This window comes from Pseudanabaena sp. PCC 7367 (genome assembly GCF_000317065.1).
Classification (GTDB): domain Bacteria; phylum Cyanobacteriota; class Cyanobacteriia; order Pseudanabaenales; family Pseudanabaenaceae; genus Thalassoporum; species Thalassoporum mexicanum.
In genome coordinates, this window is record NC_019701.1 from 4,135,863 (window position 1) to 4,156,526 (window position 20,664).

The 20,664-nt window shown below is 46.2% G+C and carries 16 protein-coding genes; 4 read left to right on the top strand and 12 right to left on the bottom strand.

Annotated elements, in window-relative coordinates:
* Positions 1-28 precede the first annotated feature (28 nt).
* The 4 genes from PSE7367_RS16650 to PSE7367_RS16665 form a co-directional block, all read right to left on the bottom strand.
* Positions 29-757, bottom strand: a complete 729-nt coding sequence (locus tag PSE7367_RS16650; RefSeq protein ID WP_015166512.1) for a sulfite exporter TauE/SafE family protein — start codon at positions 755-757, stop codon at positions 29-31.
* A 169-nt stretch (positions 758-926) separates the two neighbouring features.
* Entirely contained in the window at positions 927-1,166 is a 240-nt protein-coding gene (locus PSE7367_RS16655) for a hypothetical protein (RefSeq protein ID WP_015166513.1), read from the bottom strand.
* Between the two features lie 666 nt (positions 1,167-1,832).
* The gene (crtH, locus tag PSE7367_RS16660; RefSeq protein WP_015166514.1) at positions 1,833-3,347 is read right to left on the bottom strand and encodes a carotenoid isomerase; all 1,515 of its coding nucleotides are present in this window, start codon (positions 3,345-3,347) and stop codon (positions 1,833-1,835) included.
* Positions 3,348-3,632, bottom strand: a complete 285-nt coding sequence (locus tag PSE7367_RS16665) for a DUF427 domain-containing protein (protein WP_015166515.1) — start codon at positions 3,630-3,632, stop codon at positions 3,348-3,350. It abuts the gene before it with no gap.
* Positions 3,633-4,434: 802 nt separating this feature from the next.
* On the opposite strand from PSE7367_RS16665, the gene PSE7367_RS16670 reads away from it, so the two are divergent.
* Positions 4,435-4,815 (top strand): hypothetical protein, encoded by a 381-nt coding sequence (locus PSE7367_RS16670; protein ID WP_015166516.1) that lies wholly within the window; start codon positions 4,435-4,437, stop codon positions 4,813-4,815.
* Positions 4,816-4,875: 60 nt separating this feature from the next.
* Here PSE7367_RS16670 and PSE7367_RS16675 read toward each other — a convergent pair whose 3' ends face one another.
* From PSE7367_RS16675 to PSE7367_RS16690, 4 genes are all read right to left on the bottom strand, one after another.
* Positions 4,876-6,459, bottom strand: a complete 1,584-nt coding sequence (locus PSE7367_RS16675) for an Hsp70 family protein (RefSeq protein ID WP_015166517.1) — start codon at positions 6,457-6,459, stop codon at positions 4,876-4,878.
* A 297-nt stretch (positions 6,460-6,756) separates the two neighbouring features.
* Positions 6,757-7,398: a nucleotide exchange factor GrpE gene (locus PSE7367_RS16680; RefSeq protein WP_015166518.1), complete on the bottom strand. Its 642-nt coding sequence runs from the start codon at positions 7,396-7,398 to the stop codon at positions 6,757-6,759.
* Between the two features lie 254 nt (positions 7,399-7,652).
* Positions 7,653-7,997 (bottom strand): histidine triad nucleotide-binding protein, encoded by a 345-nt coding sequence (locus tag PSE7367_RS16685; RefSeq protein ID WP_015166519.1) that lies wholly within the window; start codon positions 7,995-7,997, stop codon positions 7,653-7,655.
* Between the two features lie 170 nt (positions 7,998-8,167).
* On the bottom strand, positions 8,168-8,497 hold the full coding sequence (locus tag PSE7367_RS16690) for a 30S ribosomal protein PSRP-3 (protein WP_225882663.1): 330 nt from the start codon (positions 8,495-8,497) through the stop codon (positions 8,168-8,170).
* 382 nt (positions 8,498-8,879) lie between these two features.
* Here PSE7367_RS16690 and PSE7367_RS16695 point away from each other — a divergent pair, with 382 nt between their 5' ends.
* From PSE7367_RS16695 to PSE7367_RS16705, 3 genes are all read left to right on the top strand, one after another.
* Positions 8,880-9,734 (top strand): TIGR01548 family HAD-type hydrolase, encoded by an 855-nt coding sequence (locus PSE7367_RS16695; RefSeq protein ID WP_015166521.1) that lies wholly within the window; start codon positions 8,880-8,882, stop codon positions 9,732-9,734.
* 499 nt (positions 9,735-10,233) lie between these two features.
* Entirely contained in the window at positions 10,234-12,039 is a 1,806-nt protein-coding gene (gene thrS / locus PSE7367_RS16700) for a threonine--tRNA ligase (RefSeq protein WP_015166522.1), read from the top strand.
* A gap of 230 nt (positions 12,040-12,269) precedes the next feature.
* Positions 12,270-13,421, top strand: a complete 1,152-nt coding sequence (locus PSE7367_RS16705; protein ID WP_015166523.1) for a 2OG-Fe(II) oxygenase — start codon at positions 12,270-12,272, stop codon at positions 13,419-13,421.
* A gap of 302 nt (positions 13,422-13,723) precedes the next feature.
* Here PSE7367_RS16705 and PSE7367_RS16710 read toward each other — a convergent pair whose 3' ends face one another.
* The 4 genes from PSE7367_RS16710 to PSE7367_RS16725 form a co-directional block, all read right to left on the bottom strand.
* On the bottom strand, positions 13,724-14,536 hold the full coding sequence (locus tag PSE7367_RS16710; RefSeq protein WP_015166524.1) for a polyphosphate polymerase domain-containing protein: 813 nt from the start codon (positions 14,534-14,536) through the stop codon (positions 13,724-13,726).
* Positions 14,537-14,626: 90 nt separating this feature from the next.
* A complete protein-coding gene (locus PSE7367_RS16715) occupies positions 14,627-17,455 on the bottom strand; it encodes a CotH kinase family protein (RefSeq protein ID WP_015166525.1) in 2,829 nt (942 codons plus the stop codon).
* A gap of 39 nt (positions 17,456-17,494) precedes the next feature.
* Positions 17,495-18,418 (bottom strand): DUF4956 domain-containing protein, encoded by a 924-nt coding sequence (locus PSE7367_RS20695; protein ID WP_015166526.1) that lies wholly within the window; start codon positions 18,416-18,418, stop codon positions 17,495-17,497.
* Positions 18,419-18,847: 429 nt separating this feature from the next.
* Positions 18,848-20,437 (bottom strand): FkbM family methyltransferase, encoded by a 1,590-nt coding sequence (locus tag PSE7367_RS16725; RefSeq protein ID WP_015166527.1) that lies wholly within the window; start codon positions 20,435-20,437, stop codon positions 18,848-18,850.
* Between the last annotated feature and the right edge of the window lie 227 nt (positions 20,438-20,664).

Genomic DNA, 20,664 nt, shown 5'->3' on the forward strand with positions numbered 1-20,664 from the left:
CGCGTTCGCCAAGACTTGATCCCAGCATCTAAGAACTGATTAACATAATTGCCAGAACAATCAAACTGACCTGTACCAGCAGCTTGAATTTGTCACGATCGAGTTTGTTACTGAGGCGATCGCCCACCCAAATCCCCAACAGCAGCGCCGGAATACTCACCAAAAAGAGCCGCATCACGTCAAAAGTAATCAAACCACTCCAGCCATAGCCAATCAGGGCAAAGAAGCCACTGCACAGATAAAAAGCTGGCATACTACCGCGAAACTCTTCTTTTTGCCAGTTTTGCACCATCGCCCACAGAATGATTGGCGGCCCACCAGTGCTAAATGCGCCAGTCAAACAGCCAGAGCCAAACCCAACTGGATACCCCCACTTTTGGTTTAACTTGCCAGGTTCTTGGTGATTATTTCGCCTCCGGTTCAAGATCGCATAGCCCACATAGGCCAGCATTACGATCGCCAGAATCACCCTGATTAGTTTTTCGGGGGCATTATGCAAAAACCAGATCCCAAACGGAATCCCCAGCAATGCACCCCCCAGCAAAGGCGCTAACAGGCGAAAGTTGAAATGCTGCCGTAAATAAATACATAGGGTCAAATTAATCAAAAAACCCAACAGCGCCACAAAGGGGGTGATCGCTTTGATGTCGATCACATACAGCAACATCGGCACAGCAGTTAGACCGGAACCAAAGCCAACAGTCCCTTGCACCAACGCCGCCAGGAAAGTGATAAAGATAACCGCGATTATTTCCATACAACTTAAATTACGCCAACGATCGATTAAATCACTGGCGTAGGGTCAATTATTGCTGAAGTCAGAAAATAATATCAAGATTGAGCAAAAAGGCCAGATACTCCCCTAATTAAATCCAGACTGTACGAAGCAATCAGATAACGCTTCGCCCACAGTAAAGCTAATCAAACTAGGCGTAATGCATTTTTTTAGATTCTTGCTCGTTCTGGGCGCGGCTAGTGGTCGCAGGCTCGATCGATTGCTCGGATTGAATTTGATTGGCAAACCAATTTTTGCGCGCATAGATTACAAACGCAGTTGCGAATAGAACTACGCTAATTCCGGCGCAGATTTCGGCATAAAGTTGCAAATTAGGATCGGCAGCCAAAATGACTGCATCATTACTTAGTCTACTTAGAAGTTCTTGCATAAAGCTAAAAAAAATACTCGATGTATTCACGATTAACACGAATTTCTAGCCCTGGCTATAGTTATCACGAAATGTTAATCACCTGATTTTATGATCCCCATTTCTTAGCCCTAGAATAATAAATTGATCCCCAGTAAGTTAATGGTTTAGTAAGTAAGACCTGTACTATCTTTCCAGGTTTTAATTTATTCAAAAAACTTGCAAATTCAACGTGGTTGATTAATTTGGATTGTCATGAGAAGTTCAATCGCTAGTTGAACTAGTCCAAACAAATATTAAGCAAACATGGATCAAACATTAAGTTAGCTAGTAGTAAATAACTAGGAATTAATTCTTAGAACTTTATCTTCACAGACATTTTTATCAATCTAAATAACTGCAAATTATATTTAACAACCATTTAAAGATTGACTTAAACCTAGCCTGAACTAACCAAGCCTAGACTTTCTTTTATGACTGGTATGGCTGATTTCAGCCTGAATCAATTTTCTCCAGAATTTTGGTGCGATCGCCACGATCGATTTACTTTTTACCAAACTTAGCAATTTCAACTAATTCAAGAGTTAATAAAACGCTAATCTATTAAAACAACTTTAATTAAATAAGCTGAGTGATTGCTCGCCAATAAAAACTTTTAATAGTTATTAATTGAAATCCCAACTAAAATCACAAACTTGATGCTAATAAATGGGCGCAGGCAAATCCCGAAAATGCTACCGCATTCAAACCCTGACCAGGAAAAGTGCTGTCGCCAACACAGTATAAATCTGGCACTGAGGTGCGATTAAAAGGCATAGACAGCAATCCCAGTAATTTACGTCGGGGAACTGGCCCATAGGTGCCATCAATCCGCCCCAGAAAACGCCGATGGGTACGTGGGGTGCCAACCTCCTGGTAATCAAGATTAGCTTCCAGGTTGGGGAAAATTTGCGTTAAGCGTTCAACCACTCGCCCTGCCGCGATCTCTTTCTGTTCGGCATAGGCAGCGGGATCTAGCCCAGACCATTCCGACATATAACTGGGGGTAAAAGCATGGACAATGTGATGATCCGGTGGCGCAAGGTCGGGATCAAGCAGGGTGGGGATCGATACAAAAATTGTGCCCTGTTCTTTTTCCATTTCCGCCCAATCTGCCAGCAAAACATGGTGACAGGCGGCATCGGCTGGGATCGCCGCTGACTTTACACCCAAGTGCAAACTAAGGAAGCTGGGCGATTGTTGATAGTCATTTTGCCAGCGTTTTTCCCGACTTGGCAGCAATTCTTTAGGTAACAATTGCTCGAAGGTGTTCCAGCGGGTGGCATTGGAAACCACCTTGCGGGCGTGCAAAACTTCACCAGTGGCCAGCTTCACGCCGATCGATCGATCGCCAGTAATGGATTTGGGCAGGATTTGGGTTACCCTTGCGCCATAGCGAATCTCGCCGCCTGCTTTGATCAGGCCATCGGCCAATTTTTCAGCAATCTTGCCCACACCGCCCTTGGGATAGTTGATCCCGCCGTAATGCCGATCGCTAAATACCATACCAGCATTGATCATTGGTGTTTTATCGGCCGGTACTACTGACCAGATATAGCATTCCACATCAATAAACTTGAGCAAGAGCGGATCGCTAATATAACGTCGGGCGATCGCCCCTACATTCTGGGGCAGAAACTTAACTAATCCTAAACAGGCAAACGGGTTTTGAAAAAACACCCGCATCAAATAACGCCATTCTTCTAACGACAACAGCTCGATCGAGTTGAGGCAATTAAATACCTGCCAGCAGGTGTCATAAAACTTGCGGATGCCCTCACGTTCATGGGGGAAGCGATCGCCCAGGGTTTGAATAAACTTTTCATAGTCACGATCAACTTCGATGTCTAGATCGCCTGGCAAGTGATAATGCACCTGGACTGGATCGGGAATGGTTTCCATTTTCATGTTCACTGCCGCCAGGGCACGGGTCAGCAAATTAGTAGTACCACGATCGCCAAACCCAAAGATCATTGAAGCACCCACATCAAAGCGATAGCCATCCCGCTCAAAAAAGCCAGCACTGCCACCAGGAATAATGTATCGCTCCAACACCAGCACTTGAATACCCTTGGCCGCCAGTTGGGTTGCCGTAACCAATCCACCAATACCTGAACCGATTACAATCACATCGGCATCAAGCTGTTGATTTTGCCCGATCATCTATGGCTGCACCTCAACACCACGCCAGAAAGCCACATGGCCTTTAATATTCTCGGCCGCCGACTTGGGATCGGGGTAGTACCAGGCCGCATCTTTATTCACCTGGCCATTCACTTCAATGTTGTAGTAACTGGCTACACCCTTCCAGGGGCAGGTGCTGTGAGTATTGCTTTCTTTGAAATATTCAGCGTTGATTGCATCGGCAGGGAAATAATAGTTACGCTCTACTATTTCACAGTTATCACTTTCCGCCAGCACAACGCCTTGCCATGTAGCCTTTGCCATAATTTTTCTTAAACTTATTAATTAATATTTACTAATTGCCTAATTGCCTAATTGCCTAATTGCTAAGATGCTTAGTCAATTTAATCGATCGCATGGTACTTGATTGATCTGGTTGAAACTCATGGTGATCGCAATGGTAGAGCCCAGCTCAGGTAACATTTTAGCGTCAGTCAGATAGAATCATTACTAAGAAATTAATAAGGAAGTAATAGAGCTATCAAACAATCCCAGATCACTACAAATCACTACAAGTTAACGGGTCAAAGATATAAAGATATATTGAACTCAAGTTATTTTAGATCCGCTGAGCCAATGAGCCAATGATCCCAGTCCCAAAGGCTTACCTCTATTACATCTATTACATCTATTACATCTATATGATATTTGCCGATCGAAATAGCTAAAGGACTGACCCGCAATCATTATTATTTCTGCTAGGGTTTTGTCAAGGTAGTTATGATGGGCAACTGTATTTTAAAATGCCTCCATAGCAAGCGATTTGAGCGATCTGTTAAATATCTGCCCGTCAATCCAAAACCAACAGAGTGTTCGGCTTGATCCTGCCTTTACAATTATATAAGTAGAGTCTATTAGTTGAATGGTGATTTTAGCAGGCGATCGCCCATAATTAAGCTAGTGCAATATTAAAAAGCTAGTGCAATATTAAACTAGTGCGATCGGGGGATTTAAAAATTTGCTAATTGAGGCAGAATCTTACGGTAACCTGCTTAAATTAATCACTTTTTCTTTCTAGAATAAAGAATTAAAATAATTAGTAGGGTGAAGGAGCAAAACAGACACCATGAAAAGCATTAATTTTCTTGCCAAAGTAGTTGCTAGCAGCATTGTTTTAATCGCAGTGGGCATAATCACCGCACCGATCGCTAGAGCCGATACCGATGATGATCAGGTTCGTGCTGGTGATGGTAATCCCTATGATAGTACGCCCCTATCCCAGCAAACCTTGAATGACTTTAGCCGCACCAATCGATCCAACTATTCGATCGATGGCTCTGATAGTGGCTTGAACTTCACTGACATTATCCACAACCACAATCTTTTTGGTGGCACCACTCCATCCCAATTCCGCAGCAAGAGTTCGGATTCAATCAACAGCACGATCGAAGAATTTAGAGCCCAGCAACGCGAGCAAATGGTGGATGCTGAATCTACCGTAAATTAATTAATTGCTAACCAGTTGCCATAAAAGCGCAGCTTATCCTAGCTATGCCAGAGTTATTAGTTATTCCAGCTTAGCGATCGCCCCTTCCTTCACCAAAATTTTTTTAGTCAACAAGTCTTTAACCGTAGCAGTTAAGACCCGTTGTTCATTGACCCGAAAATCCACCTCAATTCGATCCATCCCCTTACGCCCCGGTGGACTCAGATGGGCGATGCAGACCTGCTCATTTTGCAACTTACTCACCCGATTAGCCTCCAGCAAAGAATGAAAATCGGCATGGCGGCGCAGTTGGGTACTGGTCATGCGACCGCGATCGTCGTAGGCAATCTCAACTTGGGCGGTTTCAGCTACTTCGCCAATATCCAGACGGATTTCCTTCTGTCCCTCCCACACCACCTGTAAAACAACTGGCTCCAGGCGATCGCACGGGTATTTCACGCCCTGCTCAAAAATTGGATAATAAAAATGCTGTTGCTCACCGGGATCCCAGATCCTAATTGCATAGCTGTGGCGTAAATAATCTTCAACGGTAACAATCTGCCCCAGGGCGAGCGCCCCATGTGCCACTGCCTCAAAGGGTTTATCCAGCTTGACCCGCTGCCGACCAAAGTAAGAAATCACCAACTGTTGGATCGCTGGGATCTGACAACTGCCACCCACCAGCAACACCTGGGCGATCTGATTCTTGCTAATTCCCTTACGCAGCGCGGTTTCAACCACCTCGTCCAGGGATTGGCGCAATTGTTCAAGGAGCTGTTGCGATTCCAGGATTTCCGCCAGCTCGGCGCGATTCAGGCTCAGTTCATAGGAAATAATATTTTCATCATCAAACCAGCTTTCCTTCGCGCTTTCATGACTGGAAAGTTGAATTTTGAGCCGCTCCGCGATCGCCAGTAAGTTAACCCAGCCAATTTCCCCCACCTCAGCGCGGGTTTGGCCATTTTTACGCAACTGATGCTCCACAATCCAGTTGTCGATATCGATCCCGCCAATATAAGCATCGGACTTGGCGATCACCTCGGCTTTGAGCACCTGTTGCGATCCGATTGTGCCCGTGGTACGCACCAAACTAAGGTCTAGCGTGCCGCCACCAAAATCAACCACCAGCACCACCACTCCAGGTGCCTGCACCGCATAACCCAAGGCTGCTGCCGTGGATTCATCTAGAAGTTGGATCGGTGGCAAATCAGCGATCTCAGCAAAGCTCCGAAACCATTCTAAATAGGCATCAAATGCCCCCACTGGCATTGGGAAAATCACCTTACTGGGTTCGATCCCCTTGGCCTTGAGCAATGCCCAGATTTGGCCTAAAAAAATCTCGGCGATGTCTTCGGAGGTGTAGGTATAGGCATCGATCGTGCGGGGCGGCGGCCTGAAATTGGCAGCTAGTTCGCGTTTAAATGCTTTGAAGAGGCGATCGGGCTTGGCATAACCCAGTCGTTGCGATCGCACCTGCTCACCAATCACAATGTTGCCCTGTTCTTCAATGTATACCAGGCTGGGAACCACATAGGCTTCACCATCAGCGCTGTTGAAGGTGCGGCAAATGGTTTCAAATTTAAGGGTGCGAGGGGTTTGGGTAACTGGGTCTAAGGTACAGACAATGGTATTACTGGTGCCAAAATCGATCGCTACGATGGTCATGTATTGTCCTCTAGCCTTTCTCCCAATTACTGCCTGCTAATACTCTACTGCTTTTTAATTTGGATAATTTGGAGGGGGGGTGATAATTCAAAACCGCTTAATTCTAACAAAAAAAAGCTCGAAATAGCTTACCGCAGGTCTTATGTATCATGTATTAGAAACCACCAATGGGGCAAAATAAAATTGCGATCGCATTATTTGCAGTATCGATTAATTCTTTCATCCTGTACTGCGATCGGGCTAATTAATCTCCCATTTGAGTAACATCGCCATCTAAGTTTTTAACTAACTCTTTAACTAACTTTCACCAGCTTTGATGGCGATCGCTGGCAATGTCCTACTAACCTTGGCCGGAACCAAGATCCGATCGCCACTGGCACTGCGATAGCCCACAAACCGCACATACACGATCTCCCCTGCTTCAATGTCCCCTTGATCTGGTTCATGCAACTGGGGATCATAGGCAGTCTGTTGCCAAACTTCACCGATCGGCTCAAACTGCCAAGCCTGGAGTAAATTATCGAGATTAGTAAACAATGCCACCAGGTTTTTGGCGGGCAGCTCAGGCTTAGCGATCGCCATTTGCCGCACACTTTGATATTGGGTTAATAATGGCTGAATTTTAGTAAAAGTTTCAACCCGATAATCATCTACTAATTGCTTTTTTTGCTGCTCTAACTGCCCCCGCAAATCCAAGCATTCTTGCCTTAAGGCTTTGGCCTCTGATTCTTGCTGAGTTAATTGCTGGGCGATCGCCTCTTTTTCCGCCCGCAGCGATTCAACCTCCCCTGGCAGCAACTCATCGGGCTTGCGCACAAACTTCAGCACCGAGGAGGCAATCCTGAGCGCCAGGAAAATTAGCACCAGAGTCAAGATAAAATCCTGGGAGCCAAACAGATCAGACCAGTTACTCAGATTACTCAAGGGGCTATCAGACATGCTTATTTAGCCTGGATTAATCAATTGTCATAACGTTTGATCAATTTAAATATGAGGGCTCACAATCTAGGCAGGGTATCTAATCGATCAAAACAGCAACCATCATAATTTTCATGGTGGACTAGTAATTAATGCTTGAATCAAAGCGATCGACTTGATTAAGCAGCATTCTAACCGATTTGCCGAGTTTAATTAGAGTTTAATTATTTAGTTTATTAGTAACTAATTTATTAATAGCCAACTATTTAAAGTAGCTAGCCCGGTGGCCATTGCATCGATCGCCCACCCAGAATATGAACATGCAAGTGCGGTACAGACTGGCCGCCATCCTCGCCATTATTAATTACCAGGCGAAACCCCTTGGCCAATCCCTCGGCCTTAGCGATCTGTGCCGCCACCAGCAGCAAATGTCCCAACAGGGATTGATCGGCAGCAACCGCATCAGCCACCATTGGGATTGGTTGCTTGGGGATCACCAGAATATGCACTGGCGCTTGAGGATTAACATCCCGGAATGCCAGCGATAAATCATCTTCGTAGACAATATCTGCTGGAATTTCCCGGTTAATAATTTTGCTGAAAATAGTTTCAGTGGGCATTAGGCAACAAATACTCAATTACTACTTCAAACGGCTAACTGGAAATTGTGGCGAGGGTCTGCCACCAAGCAACACCGTTGGACTAATCAATCTAAACAGACAAGCTAAAAAATGAAGATTAATTCAAAGGCATTTAGTCAACTCAGCAATGCCCAACAAATCTAAGTAATCTAGCTACTACCAGTGAAGATAACTTCAGGAAACTTGCTTTGAGCCTCAGCCATTGGTCGTTTCCGGCCTTCTTCTTGCCAGTAATTAATTACCTCAGTGGCCTTGTTGAGCATCTCGATCCGCTCTTGATCAGAGATCCAAGGTTTGGATTCCATTTCGGTTTTAAGCTGATCCCAAGCATCATCGCGGGGCCAGAAGAAATATTTCGTCAGGGGGCTGAACCCAGTGCCCACTACCTGATCTACGGCAATGGCTACATTATCCTCAAGCCAGAGGATTTTTAACATAAAACGTGGTGATACTGCTGTTTCTTCTGTTGTTGTCGTCAATCTAATTTACCTCCTGGTGCGATCATCTCTATTATTTACGATCTAACGATCGATTGAACGTTTCTTGTTTACTAATTTACTAATTTAGTTTGTTTGCTAAATTTAGTCATTCTTCTTAAACCTGAGCCAAATTGATTCTGATTCAAGTATTAATTAATTTGACCTGCTGAGTCATTGAATAACCGCTTGCCTACTAGCTATTAAGTACCTAACTGCTATTAAGGTAAGTTAATAATTAATTAAGTAATAAAGGCTAGTATATTTCAGTGCTAAGACCTGAATTTAGCAAAATAATCGATCAACTCAATTATTCATAAATAGATTTATAAATAATATTAGCAATACAATTAACATTCATTAACTTGCGATCTTAGACTTTAACATGGATAGTCTGTCAAACGTAGCCCTAATTTTTGATATTGATGGTGTAATTAGAGATGTGGCGGGTTCCTATCGCCGTGCCTTGGCCGACACAGTCGAGCATTTTACCGCTGGCAGCTATCGTCCTACGCCGGAAGATATAGATTTGCTTAAATCCGAGGGAATCTGGAATAACGATTGGGAAGGAGCGCAGGAGCTGATCCAGCGCTATCGATCGGGCAAAATTGCTGCTAATCATCTCGATCGTACTGGTGCTGAGGCTAATGAAGATAATTTAGATCCTGCTGCCCCCAAAATGCACCCAGAAATGCCCAAATATGGACAGATTGTATTGTTTTTCCAGCAGCGCTACATGGGACAAAATCCAGAGGATGTGGCCAATTGGACAGGGTATGTGACCGAGGAGCCATTGATCGCTAACCCAGACTATTTCCGATCGCTAGACACGGTAAACATTGCCTGGGGCTTTTTTAGTGGGGCAACCCGCAGCTCGGCTAATTATGTGCTGAGTCGATTGGATATTAAAAATCCAGTTCTGGTAGCAATGGAGGATGTACCAGGCAAACCCGATCCCACTGGCTTAATAACTGTCTCGGCAAAATTGGGCGATCGCCCTACAGTTATCTACGCTGGCGATACAGCCGCCGATATGCTGACGGTAGTTAAGGCCAAAGAAACTAAGCCCGACTGCAATTGGCTTGGTGTGGGGATCTTGCCACCCCATGTAAATGCTCGCCCTGAGGCCAAGCGGCTAGATTATGCACAAATGTTGCGATCGAATGGTGCAGACCTGGTTTTGCCGAGTATTTTGGAGCTTACACCGGCAGCGATCGCCAACCAAATTGCTGCTAGTTGATGGATTTTTACTCAACCGATCAAGAATATTTTCGGATAGTGCAATCGATCGAAAGATCGCTATAAAAAAGATCGCTACAAATTGAAGGATCGGTAGTTGCAACGGAAAGGTTTCTATAATAGGTTTATTAACTTAGGTAACCCCGATCATCTAAATTATCTTGCAATTATCTTGATTGGGTATTTTCTAGTTGAATTAGATAGTTGAATTAGAAATCAGCCAAAGGTTAGCCAATATCACTGATTGCCCTAACAAAAACCTAAGCGTCAATTAGTTATCACCTAACGTTTTGTCAAACCAGATATTGTGCAGGGTTGATATAACTAGTTGATATAACTAATAGTGATTGCACTGAAGATTGCGCTAAAGCGATCGCAATTCCTACCCAAGCAGTCAATTAAAGCTGAACTAGGTAAGACTAAGGTAATTGGCACAGCTAATTTGTTTGCAAATTTAATTTTTTACGAGTATCCCAAAGCTAAAAATCAACATAAAAACTATGGTTGCAGTTGCAGAAATGAAGCCAGTCGAAATATTGCGTCAGGCCGACCCCGATCGCCTCAAGCGGATTCGACACACCTGTTCGCACGTCATGGCGATGGCTGTTCAAAAGCTATACCCAGACACTAAGGTAACAATTGGCCCTGCAACCGATACTGGTTTTTACTACGATTTCGATCGCCCTGAATCCTTCACCCCTGCCGATCTCAAAAAGATTACTAAGGAGATGAAGAAGATTATCAAGGCCAAGCTACCGCTGGTATGCGAAGCTGTCGATCGGCCAGACATGCTGGCGGAGATTGAAAAGCTAAATGAACCCTACAAACTAGAGATCCTGGCCAGTATTCCCGAAGGCGAGCCAATCACCCGCTATTATCTGGGTGATCCCAGTAAGCTGGAAAAACCCTGGTGGGATCTCTGCGAAGGCCCCCATGTGGAAACCACGGGCGATATTAACCTCAATGCTTTTTCATTGGAAAGTATCGCTGGCGCATATTGGCGTGGTGATGAGAAAAATGCCCAACTCCAGCGCATCTATGGCACGGCCTGGGAAACCCCCGAACAACTGGCGGCCTATCATCAACAGCAGGAAGAAGCCAAACGCCGCGATCATCGCAAAATCGGTAAGGACTTGCACTTATTTAGTATTCAAGAGCAGGCTGGCGGAGGCTTGGTGTTCTGGCATCCCCGTGGTGCGATCATGCGCAATATTATTGAATCGTTCTGGAAAGAGACCCACCAGCAAAATGGCTATGAGCTAGTTTCTACGCCCCATGTGGCCAACCTGGAACTGTGGAAAACCTCTGGCCATGATGATTTCTATCGGGAAAGCATGTTCCAGCCGATGCAGGTGGAGGAGCAAATTTATCAGCTCAAGCCGATGAATTGCCCCTTTCATGTGCTGATTTTCAAGGACTCATTGCACTCCTACCGCGATCTGCCTACCCGCTGGGGTGAACTGGGCACGGTCTATCGCTATGAGCGCTCTGGCACTATGCATGGTCTGATGCGGGTGCGTGGCTTTACCCAGGATGATGCCCACATCTTCTGTACCGAGGCGCAAATGGAAGATGAGATCTTGGGGGTGCTCGATCTGGCAGAATTAATTCTCACCACCTTTGGGTTTGAGGATTATGAGGTGAACCTTTCCACCCGACCCGAAAAATATGTTGGCGACGAGGCGATCTGGGATAAGGCCACCGAAGCACTGCGGCAGGCTTTAGCTAAGAAAGGCTGGAAATATGCGATCGACGAGGGCGGCGGCGCGTTCTATGGCCCTAAAATCGACATCAAAATTGAAGATGCGATCGGCAGGATGTGGCAATGCTCCACGATTCAGGTGGACTTTAATTTGCCAGAGCGATTTGATCTCGAATATGTGGGTGCAGATGGCGATCGCCACCGTCCGATCATGATTCACCGTGCCCTGTTTGGCTCGTTGGAGCGCTTCTTTGGCGTATTGACTGAGCATTTTGCTGGGGACTTCCCGCTCTGGCTCGCACCAGTTCAAGCCCGGTTAATTCCGGTGTCCGATGAGCAGCGTGATTATGCCCAAACCGTAGCCGAGACGATGAAAAAAGCAGGCTTGCGAGTTGAAATCGATCGCAGTGGCGATCGCCTTGGTAAGCAAATCCGTCGCGCCGAACTGGAAAAAATCCCGGTGATGGCGGTGGTTGGCGGCAAAGAAGTTGAATCCAATACTTTGAGTGTACGGACGCGCAAGAGTGGCGAACTTGGGGCGATCGGCATAACTGAAGTAGTGGACAAAATGCAACAGGCAGTTAATAATCATGACTGGCTATAGCGCTGTTTTTGCAATTCCTGGCAAGCGATCGTTAATTTAGCTCAATGCGGCTAGATTTACTGCGATCGCCATGCCTTAAATATTGGATTTCCCTGCTTCACCTGCCAGCACATGATCGGGCTTAATTCTCAACTCAATATCTAAATTAAGTTAAGTAGCGATATTAAGTAGCGATCGAGATCTATTCCCTGGCTCACCAAATCCAATCGCCATCAGCCACAAAATGATTAATGGAAAAACCAAACCTTAGCCAAATAGAAGGACTAGTCAAGAATCTTGATTTAGTCAAGCACATTGCTGAATCCGGTTATTGGGTCAGCACCAAGGAGCTATGTGCCCTTTTTGACCTGACGATCGCCACCGCCACCTCACTCGACACCAAGGCCTTAATGTATAAGTTTGCCTGGCGTAACTTTGTTTGTACCCATGTTGGTCGCCAGAACAACACGGTATTTTGGCAAATTACTTCCCAATCGGCAGAGGTATTAGATGGTTCTGATGGTGTGATCGGTCAGCCCCGCACCAGCGATCAGATCGCAGTTACAACCCCCGACCCAGAGATGCTTCGCCAACGGCCAGATTTTCAGGTTGTGTTGCCACCCCCACCCAAACCAACGGCTAAGCCAGATCTGGTGATTGCTGCTGCAAACATGCCCGATCACAAACACGCGCAAATTGCCCCACCGGCGATCGTAACCAACCAAAGCCCAGCCCAGCCTAAGATACAGGCTGAACCCCAAAAAGAGCCAAAAAAAGAGCAACAATTGCGGGCACAAAGCGATTCTGATGATGGGGTATTGCCTTCATACTATGCCCTGATCGACAATTTTTTGCCCCAGCCCCAACTCGATCGCCTGCTTGCCTATGTGGCCGAGAAACAGGATCAATTTCAACCCACTACCAATTCGGCCAAAGACCCAGGCTATCGCAAATCGCTGATTCTCTATAACTTCCCCGAATTCTCTGGCCTAATCCGCGATCGGATCCGGCAAATTATGCCAGGGGTGTTGAATTTCCTGCGGATTCCCACCTTTGAGATCGCCAATATTGAGGCTCAGCTCACCATGCATGGCGATGGCAATTTTTATAAGATCCACAATGACAATGGCAGCCCCGAAACGGCTTCACGGGTGCTCACTTATGTCTATTACTTTTTTAATCAGCCCAAAGTTTTCCAGGGTGGCGATCTGCTCATTTATGACAGCAAGGTTGAAAATGGCTACTATGTGGCAGCCAAGTCCCACAAGCAGATTCAGCCGCGCAGTAATAGCATTGTCTTTTTCCTGAGTCGCTATTTGCATGAGGTTTTGCCGGTCAGTTGTTCTTCCAGAAAGTTTATTGATGGTCGCTTTACAATCAATGGTTGGATTCATAAAGCATAGGTTCAGGAACAGCCACTTGAAGCAACGATCGCGCCAGATCAATCACCAACGTCGATCGACGGTGATCAGACTTCAGACTAAGTAGAATACCGATCGAGATAATCAGACAAACTTAACTGACATTGATAGTTCAAAAGAAAGTGATTTAGTGGTGTCATCTGTCCAAACTGATCGACTTTTGATAGTTAAAAATTTCGGTTCTCAATTCACTAACAAATTTAATCAGGCGGCGACGGGAATCGGGGACACGATCGCCAACTCCATTAACTTTTTTGGCCAGGCGATCGCTTTAATACCAAAAATCACCGCAACAATTCCTCCATTGCCGAACTGTACTTAGAATGCTTAGTCACCCGCAGTGGAAAACTACCCGCAATTCCTGAGATTAGATCGTAGCAATCCCGCGAAGCTTTGATCTCAATAATTACTAAATTTGAAGGGGGATGGGGTTTGGTTAAATTTGGCAAAGGCGAAAGCCGCTGATCGAACACCTTAATCGAATTATCGATCGTAATTCTGACCTGCTGGCTAAACGAAACATAATATTCCCGGTGATAGGCATTCAGCATCACTGCCCAGCCAGAGCTATCCAGATACAGGCCAAACTCTGGCTCCAGTTGCGATCGCATGGTTTTAACCAGGTCACGCCAGGTAGTTTTGGTTAGATCCAGGGGCATATTTATTTTTTGCGATCGCTTCCAGCCCAGATTATTAAACTTGCCCTTTAGCTCCAGCCTGCCTTGAATTTGGTCATAACGATCGCCATACCACCGCAACCGCAACTTGCGCCGCTCACTCACCCCCGACACATTTTCCATATAGCTATGTAAATGGGGCGTATCGAAATAAACATTATTCACCTGGCGATCGGGGAAGGCAGGGCGAAAGGCCGCCGGATGCACTCTCAACCAGGCACGTAACTGGGGCAGCATCAATCGATCGCCGACAATTTTGATCTCATAGCGGCTATTTTTTAACTCAGCCTGGGCAGACTTTTGCAATTCTGTTAAGCCAAGGGAAGTAGAAGGCAAAGTCGATCGTTTTGCTCGATCTGACTCAAGTAGATCAACAAATTTAAATGACTGGATCGCCTTAATTAGCCTACTCGCAAACAAACTTCTTGCCTCACATCTGCACCAGAGATATAACCCTTTAGGTTAAAACCTTAATTGATTATTATCCTGTCAACTGATTACCTTAGCTCTCTAATCAACTTCTAACTCAGCTTGATCGATCTGCGCCCAGAATTCTTCAGAACCGATCCCATCGAGGCGATCGCCATCCAGTTCAATCCAACTCCCTGCCTCAATCAGCGTTTTAGTTCTGGTATCCGCAAACCGAACTTGCCGCGCCGTCATATTAGCACTACCCCATTCACTGCGGGCTTGATAGGCAATCAATCCAGCCTGTTTAGCATTTTCGATCGCCACGTTGACTATTTGCACCGCCGCCCGATCGAGACTGGCGATTCCAATCCCCACATCTTTAATCTCTAAATCCTGCAAACTAACCTTACTGCCCTGTCCTGCCGAGATCGCCTTATCCTCAATCTGACTAAATTGACTATTAATCACCGCCAGATCAGTTCCTTCCGCATCGATCGCATCCGCCTGAATATTCGTAAACTCGCTGTTGCTAACCGCACCGCTACTAAATTCAGCATCGATCCCATCACCAGCTAAATTAATAAACTGGCTAGCGCTGACCTCAAATTCACTATTGGAAAACCGTAAAGCATTATCAGCACTGCTATCAACAAGCTGAAGATTTTGGATTTTTACCACGCTGTTATGGAAGGTGATGGAACTTTCTAATAATCCCCCTGCCCGCGAGATGCCGTTGGTTTGCTCAACGATCACATGTTGCCAGTTTGATTGGCTCGCCTCCTGACTATTCCTCTTATCGTTACTGCTAGCATTGCTACCCAGTGCGATCGTGGCAACTCCTGCCCATTGTTCAGCCTGAGCCATTAATCTAATTGGTGCTTGCTCCGTGCCCAGCAATTGCATCCCAGCATCTGCTAATAACACCGCCTCTGGTTCAAACCGTAGCGTTGTCCCAGGATTAATTTGCAAGTTCATCCCCCTGGGCATTACCAGATCACCCACTACGTCCCACTGGCCTGGTTTGACAATTAAAGTATCTGGCCGATCGCCCTGTTCCAAAAATGGATGTTGTGCCAGCGCGGCAGTCAGCGACGGCATAGCAGTTTGCGGATATTCATAGACCGTGGTTTCGATCGCCCGTTCCAGCCCCAAAAAGCGATAGGCAATCCGGATCTCTGGCAGCTCACCCAGTTGATTCTGTTGGAATCCAGGGGGCAGCGGAATCAGGAACACAGTTTTTTCCTGCAGATCAGCATTCAAAGGCGATCGACCCACCTGGCTATGTTCGGCTGGACGTAAAACTACGGTTGCATCACCGGGGCGATAATAGGTATAGCCTGCGGCGGTATCCTGCCAGGTTTCGATCGCGGGATAAAAATTCTGGTCTTCATTTAGCTTAAACCCCAGCACTTCCACTGGCTGCACCAGGCGATTGTTTACTTCAATTTGCAGGTACGATCGTCGGTCTTGATTAGCTTCACCCAGCTTAACCACCTTCACAAAAGCAGAGAGGGCATTGGTTTCACTCAAGCTCTGCCGGATTGCCTCCTGCCGATCGATCGCGGTCTGCCAGACCTGCTCCAGAAGCGTATTTTTCTGTGGATCGATGTCGGGGTCTTTATATAAGACCAATTGCAATTCCTTAAACTGTTTTTGCAGGGGCGATCGTACTTGCTCAAGGTATTCCGGCTGACTGATCCGCTCTAGCTCGCGCACATAGGCTTCGGAGATAATTGGATCTTGCAACACCTGGCTAGTCCAGTTTTGATTACGCCAGCGACTACCACTACCACGGATATCATCGGAAAAAATATCCATCCCCTGCATCCCCCAGTTATAAACATTGTCGTAGTGATAACCATCGCGGCCAATCGGTTCTAGCTTGGCAGTGATTGGGTTGTAATAAAAATGGGTGTTCCAATCTGTGAGGGTGTGATAAGCCCGCCAGAGTTCCACGATCGCCAAAAATTTAGCCATCAACTCCACATCAAATACTTCTGAAGCAGCTAATTGACCTTCCTGGAAAGCTTTGAGCATGGCGATCGCCTGATCCCGCTGCTGGGATAATTCTGGATCACGATCGACCCGTTTGGCTCGGCTCACCTCAAACGCATCATTCCCCGTAATCACGATCCCTTCGCGCCGTTGTTGTGATTCATATAGCTCAACTGAGAAATGCTCTTCGATCGCATATACCCCCTTGGGCGAACCATTAAAGTTAAGGTCAATAAATTGATAGCGAGGGGCTAGCACTCCCTCCCGTCGCAGGTTTTCCAACCATACCCATTCATATAGATAGTTGCGAGTCTTGGGGCTGTGGAGCGAAAAACGCCGCATTCCCAGAAAATGCTTGTCGTCTTTGACATGTACCCGAAATGACCATTTCTCACTATCCAGGTGATCGATGCCATTGCCTTTAAAGCGCATTTTGACCGGAATCACCTGCCCATCATAGCGAAGCTTGGCTGACACAAAATATTTATCTTCGGCCAGAATTCGCCCCCGTTGGAGCGCCGTTTCTCTGGTGCGTGCCAGGTCTTTATAATGCTTGAATTTCATATCCACCTGCACGGTGGGCAGATCCGGCGCACGGAGTAGGGCTTCTAAATACCTGCCGATCGAGGATGGGTTAAAGTTGCCCAGATTCGCCAGCAAGAACTTGTGCGCTTCATGCTTATGGAACATATAACCAGCACCAAAGGAGCCAGCAATAATCAAAGTGGTGAGTCCCAGGGTGGTTAGTCTAGATCTAAAGCGGCCACGTTTCGATCGCGGCGATCCAGAACTAGTTAAACTAGAGCCATTAATTACTGGATTTGCCGATTCACCAGGATTAGCATTTTTCGTTAACCCTGCATTTTGCTCAGCTTGGCTGCCTTGCAATCCGGAACTTGGTTCTAAGTCTCGATCGCCCTTATGAATTAGCATAAATACTTAACTCATCAATACTAATTAACCTAACTAACCTCATACCTCAGGGATACCTCGCTGTTCCACACAGGAGATCGTAGCCTGGGGCAAGGTTTGTTGTAAATTATCGATCAGCGCAATGAGTACCTTACTATCACGGCAGTTGATGTAATAGGTGGCTTGCAAATAATCTTCGCTCGCATCCAAACGACGCATATCAGCCAGATAGGTATGTAGCGAGAGGATTTCATGGATTTGCGCCAGGGTTTGATTGGTGGAATGCTGTGGCGATCTATTCGGCAATGATTTATTGTTAGCAGTTTGGATCGCGCTGTCAATAGATTCAGGAGATTCAATAGATTCAGTAGGTTCAGACGCTGTGCCCGCTATATCTGTGTCATCTGTGCCACCTGTGCTTAGGTCACTGGAATGATCGCCAACCGACTCGATCGACCTGTCAGGATTGGTGCGAAGTTGAGAATCATGTTTTACGCCATTACCTGAGCCATTCGCAGTTAGCTTTTGTGGCACTTCGATATTCAAATAAAGATTATGCTTGGCATGGCGATAGGGACTGGGCAATCGCCGCATTGTTGCTAACACCGTCAAAATCAACACATAGGCAGTCAGAGTGGGAAGGCGCTGGTCGGCTCCCAAACCCAGGCCAATGGCGATCGCCATGAATAAGTAACTCAGCTCCTCCGGCTCTTTGATTGGGGTGCGAAACCGCACGATCGACAAAGCCCCTACTAATCCCAACGATAGCGCCAGCGAGGATTTTACGACAGAGATCACCAGGATTGTAGTGAGTACAATCAATGGAAAAACCTGCGCCAACTCCGCCCGATTGGATTTGGTGCGGCCAAACCGGGTGTAGTGCCAGGACAAGCCGATCGCCAAAACAGTCCCCAATAGCAAATTCAACAACAATGCCACAAGGGACAATGGTGCTGGCTCGGTAATACCAAGATTTGGGGGCATGGCGGTTTGCTTAACTTACTTACACTTATTTATTTACGGATTTACGGATGAACTTAAAACGTTAAGGATAGTTTAACTGGTTGCGTAAGGCTACTGATCCTAAATTGACATACAGCATGGATTGAGCCTAGTTCTAATCTCAGATTCTCTGGGGCATCAATCCCAATTGGTAATACGATTTATTTAATTAAAGTTGGCTGGGCAAAATGCGCACAAGCCCCATTACATCAAAAAAGCGACCATAGATATTCACCCGATCGGTTTATTCGGGGAAATAGCCGCTTCACTCGTCATTACAAGTTGCTATTGACTAAGCCTGAGAACTAATCCCATGTCTATATTTCCATGCTTACGCTTGCATACTTAATGATCTCGCTAATAGCTGCTGACCAACTCCAACAAAAGCAATACTGCTCTAAGTGATCATTTCTAAGCGATCATTTTTGCCGGCAGAGCAATCACATTCAAGAACTCCGCCAAGTCGGTGCGATCGCCCAAAGGGATTAATTGCATCGCAAAGGGTTGATAGTAAAAAAGTTGATAACCTTGCGCTCGTAAATAATTAGCCACTGGTAGATTAGCACCACTCGCACCAGCAATATTTTCATACAAAATAATCGGTGCAAATTCCTTTAAGAGGCGATCGCTACCCTGGAACACCTGCATTTCATGGCCTTCCGCATCCACCTTCAAAAAATCTACTCTTGTTAGCCCTTCCTGCTCCACCAGATGATCAAGCGTAAAGCAATCAACTTGATCGTAATTGCCGCCACCCTCTAAATTGCTCTGTTCCTCGGTGATCACCATGTTCAACTCACTGGCATTTTGAGTCATAAACTTAATCGTGCCATTGCGATCGCTCGCCGCCCCAGCACATACGGTGACCCATTCCAGTTGATTAAGGCGGCAGGTTTCTTGCATGTAGGCAATGCAATCGGCAAAGGGCTCCACTGCCAAGACCTTTCCAGATGCACCCACCTGCTGCGCCGCCACAAAGGTATAAATCCCCGCATTAGCACCCACATCGATCACCACCATGCCTGGTTTCAGCCATTCTTGCCAGAATTCCATTTCCTGCTCAAACCATCGCCCCTGCGCCAACAGCACCATCGTGACGATGCTTTTAAAACTTGGTTCGATCGCCATCACCAAATCCGAGGCGATCGCCGCATAGGTATAGGTACTATCGATCGGTAAACTTGCCCATTGCCATTGGCGGGCCTTGGGGTTGGCCTGATAAAACTGCTGTCCCTTGGCTAGCCAATATTTCGCCTTGTCTAACTGCTGCATCCCCAGATAAGCCAAATATAGAGTTTGGATCGCGGCGGCAAAATCAGGCGCTAATGCTTGGGCACGATGCAGAGCATAGAGTCCCTCTAATTGATTGTTAACCATGCTAGAGATACCCAACTGCAAATTGAGATGGGCAGCGGCGGGAGTCAATTGCTGAGCCAATCGCAGCAACCTTAGACCATAGGGCGAATAAAACACCAGCGGCGATCGCCAGATTGCTTCCGCAAACATAATCAAAGCCTGGTCATGGCCAGTTTCAACCTGCAACGCGGTCTTGATCTGGCTGGCTGCAACCGATCCAGGGCGATCGATCGGTAAATATACCAGAGCCGGAGGCAGCTCCAGGCCAGGGTTATAAATATCCTGTAATTGATTCAACAGTGTGTACATGGCAAAGTTATTGGTGGCATTGCGACCAACCCCCAGACTGGTATGCAACAGGGATAGATGAATGCTGCAAAGGGGATAACCATCGAGGGCAATCCCTTCATTCAAGGCTGTAAGCGCCATTTCAATAAAAAATTGCCGATCGCCAACCTGCTCACATTGCTCCGCCTCGATCAATGCCACCACTGCGCAATTGTTTAGCTCCAACCCAGTTACTGGTTCATCCCAATCTGTTTGGCTGGCGATTTGTTCAGCCTTGGCGATCGTCTCAGGATTCAACAATGGACAAACTCGATGCAGATAGTCTATATAAGTCTGAGCAGGAGATGATGATTGCATGTAGGGGCTTCCCCTTATTAATATCTGGTGGAACTGGAGTAACTAGAGTAACTGAAACAAATATTACTGGATCTTTGAAAATTGAAATATCTTGCTATTTTGAATCTAATTTGAATCTAATCAGATTCGTATATTTAGTTAATTAAATCAATTAAATGGTAGTCCTGCATATGAAATGCTATTTAGTCATAGAATCAAGTCTCAACAACAGACAACCAGTAAATAAC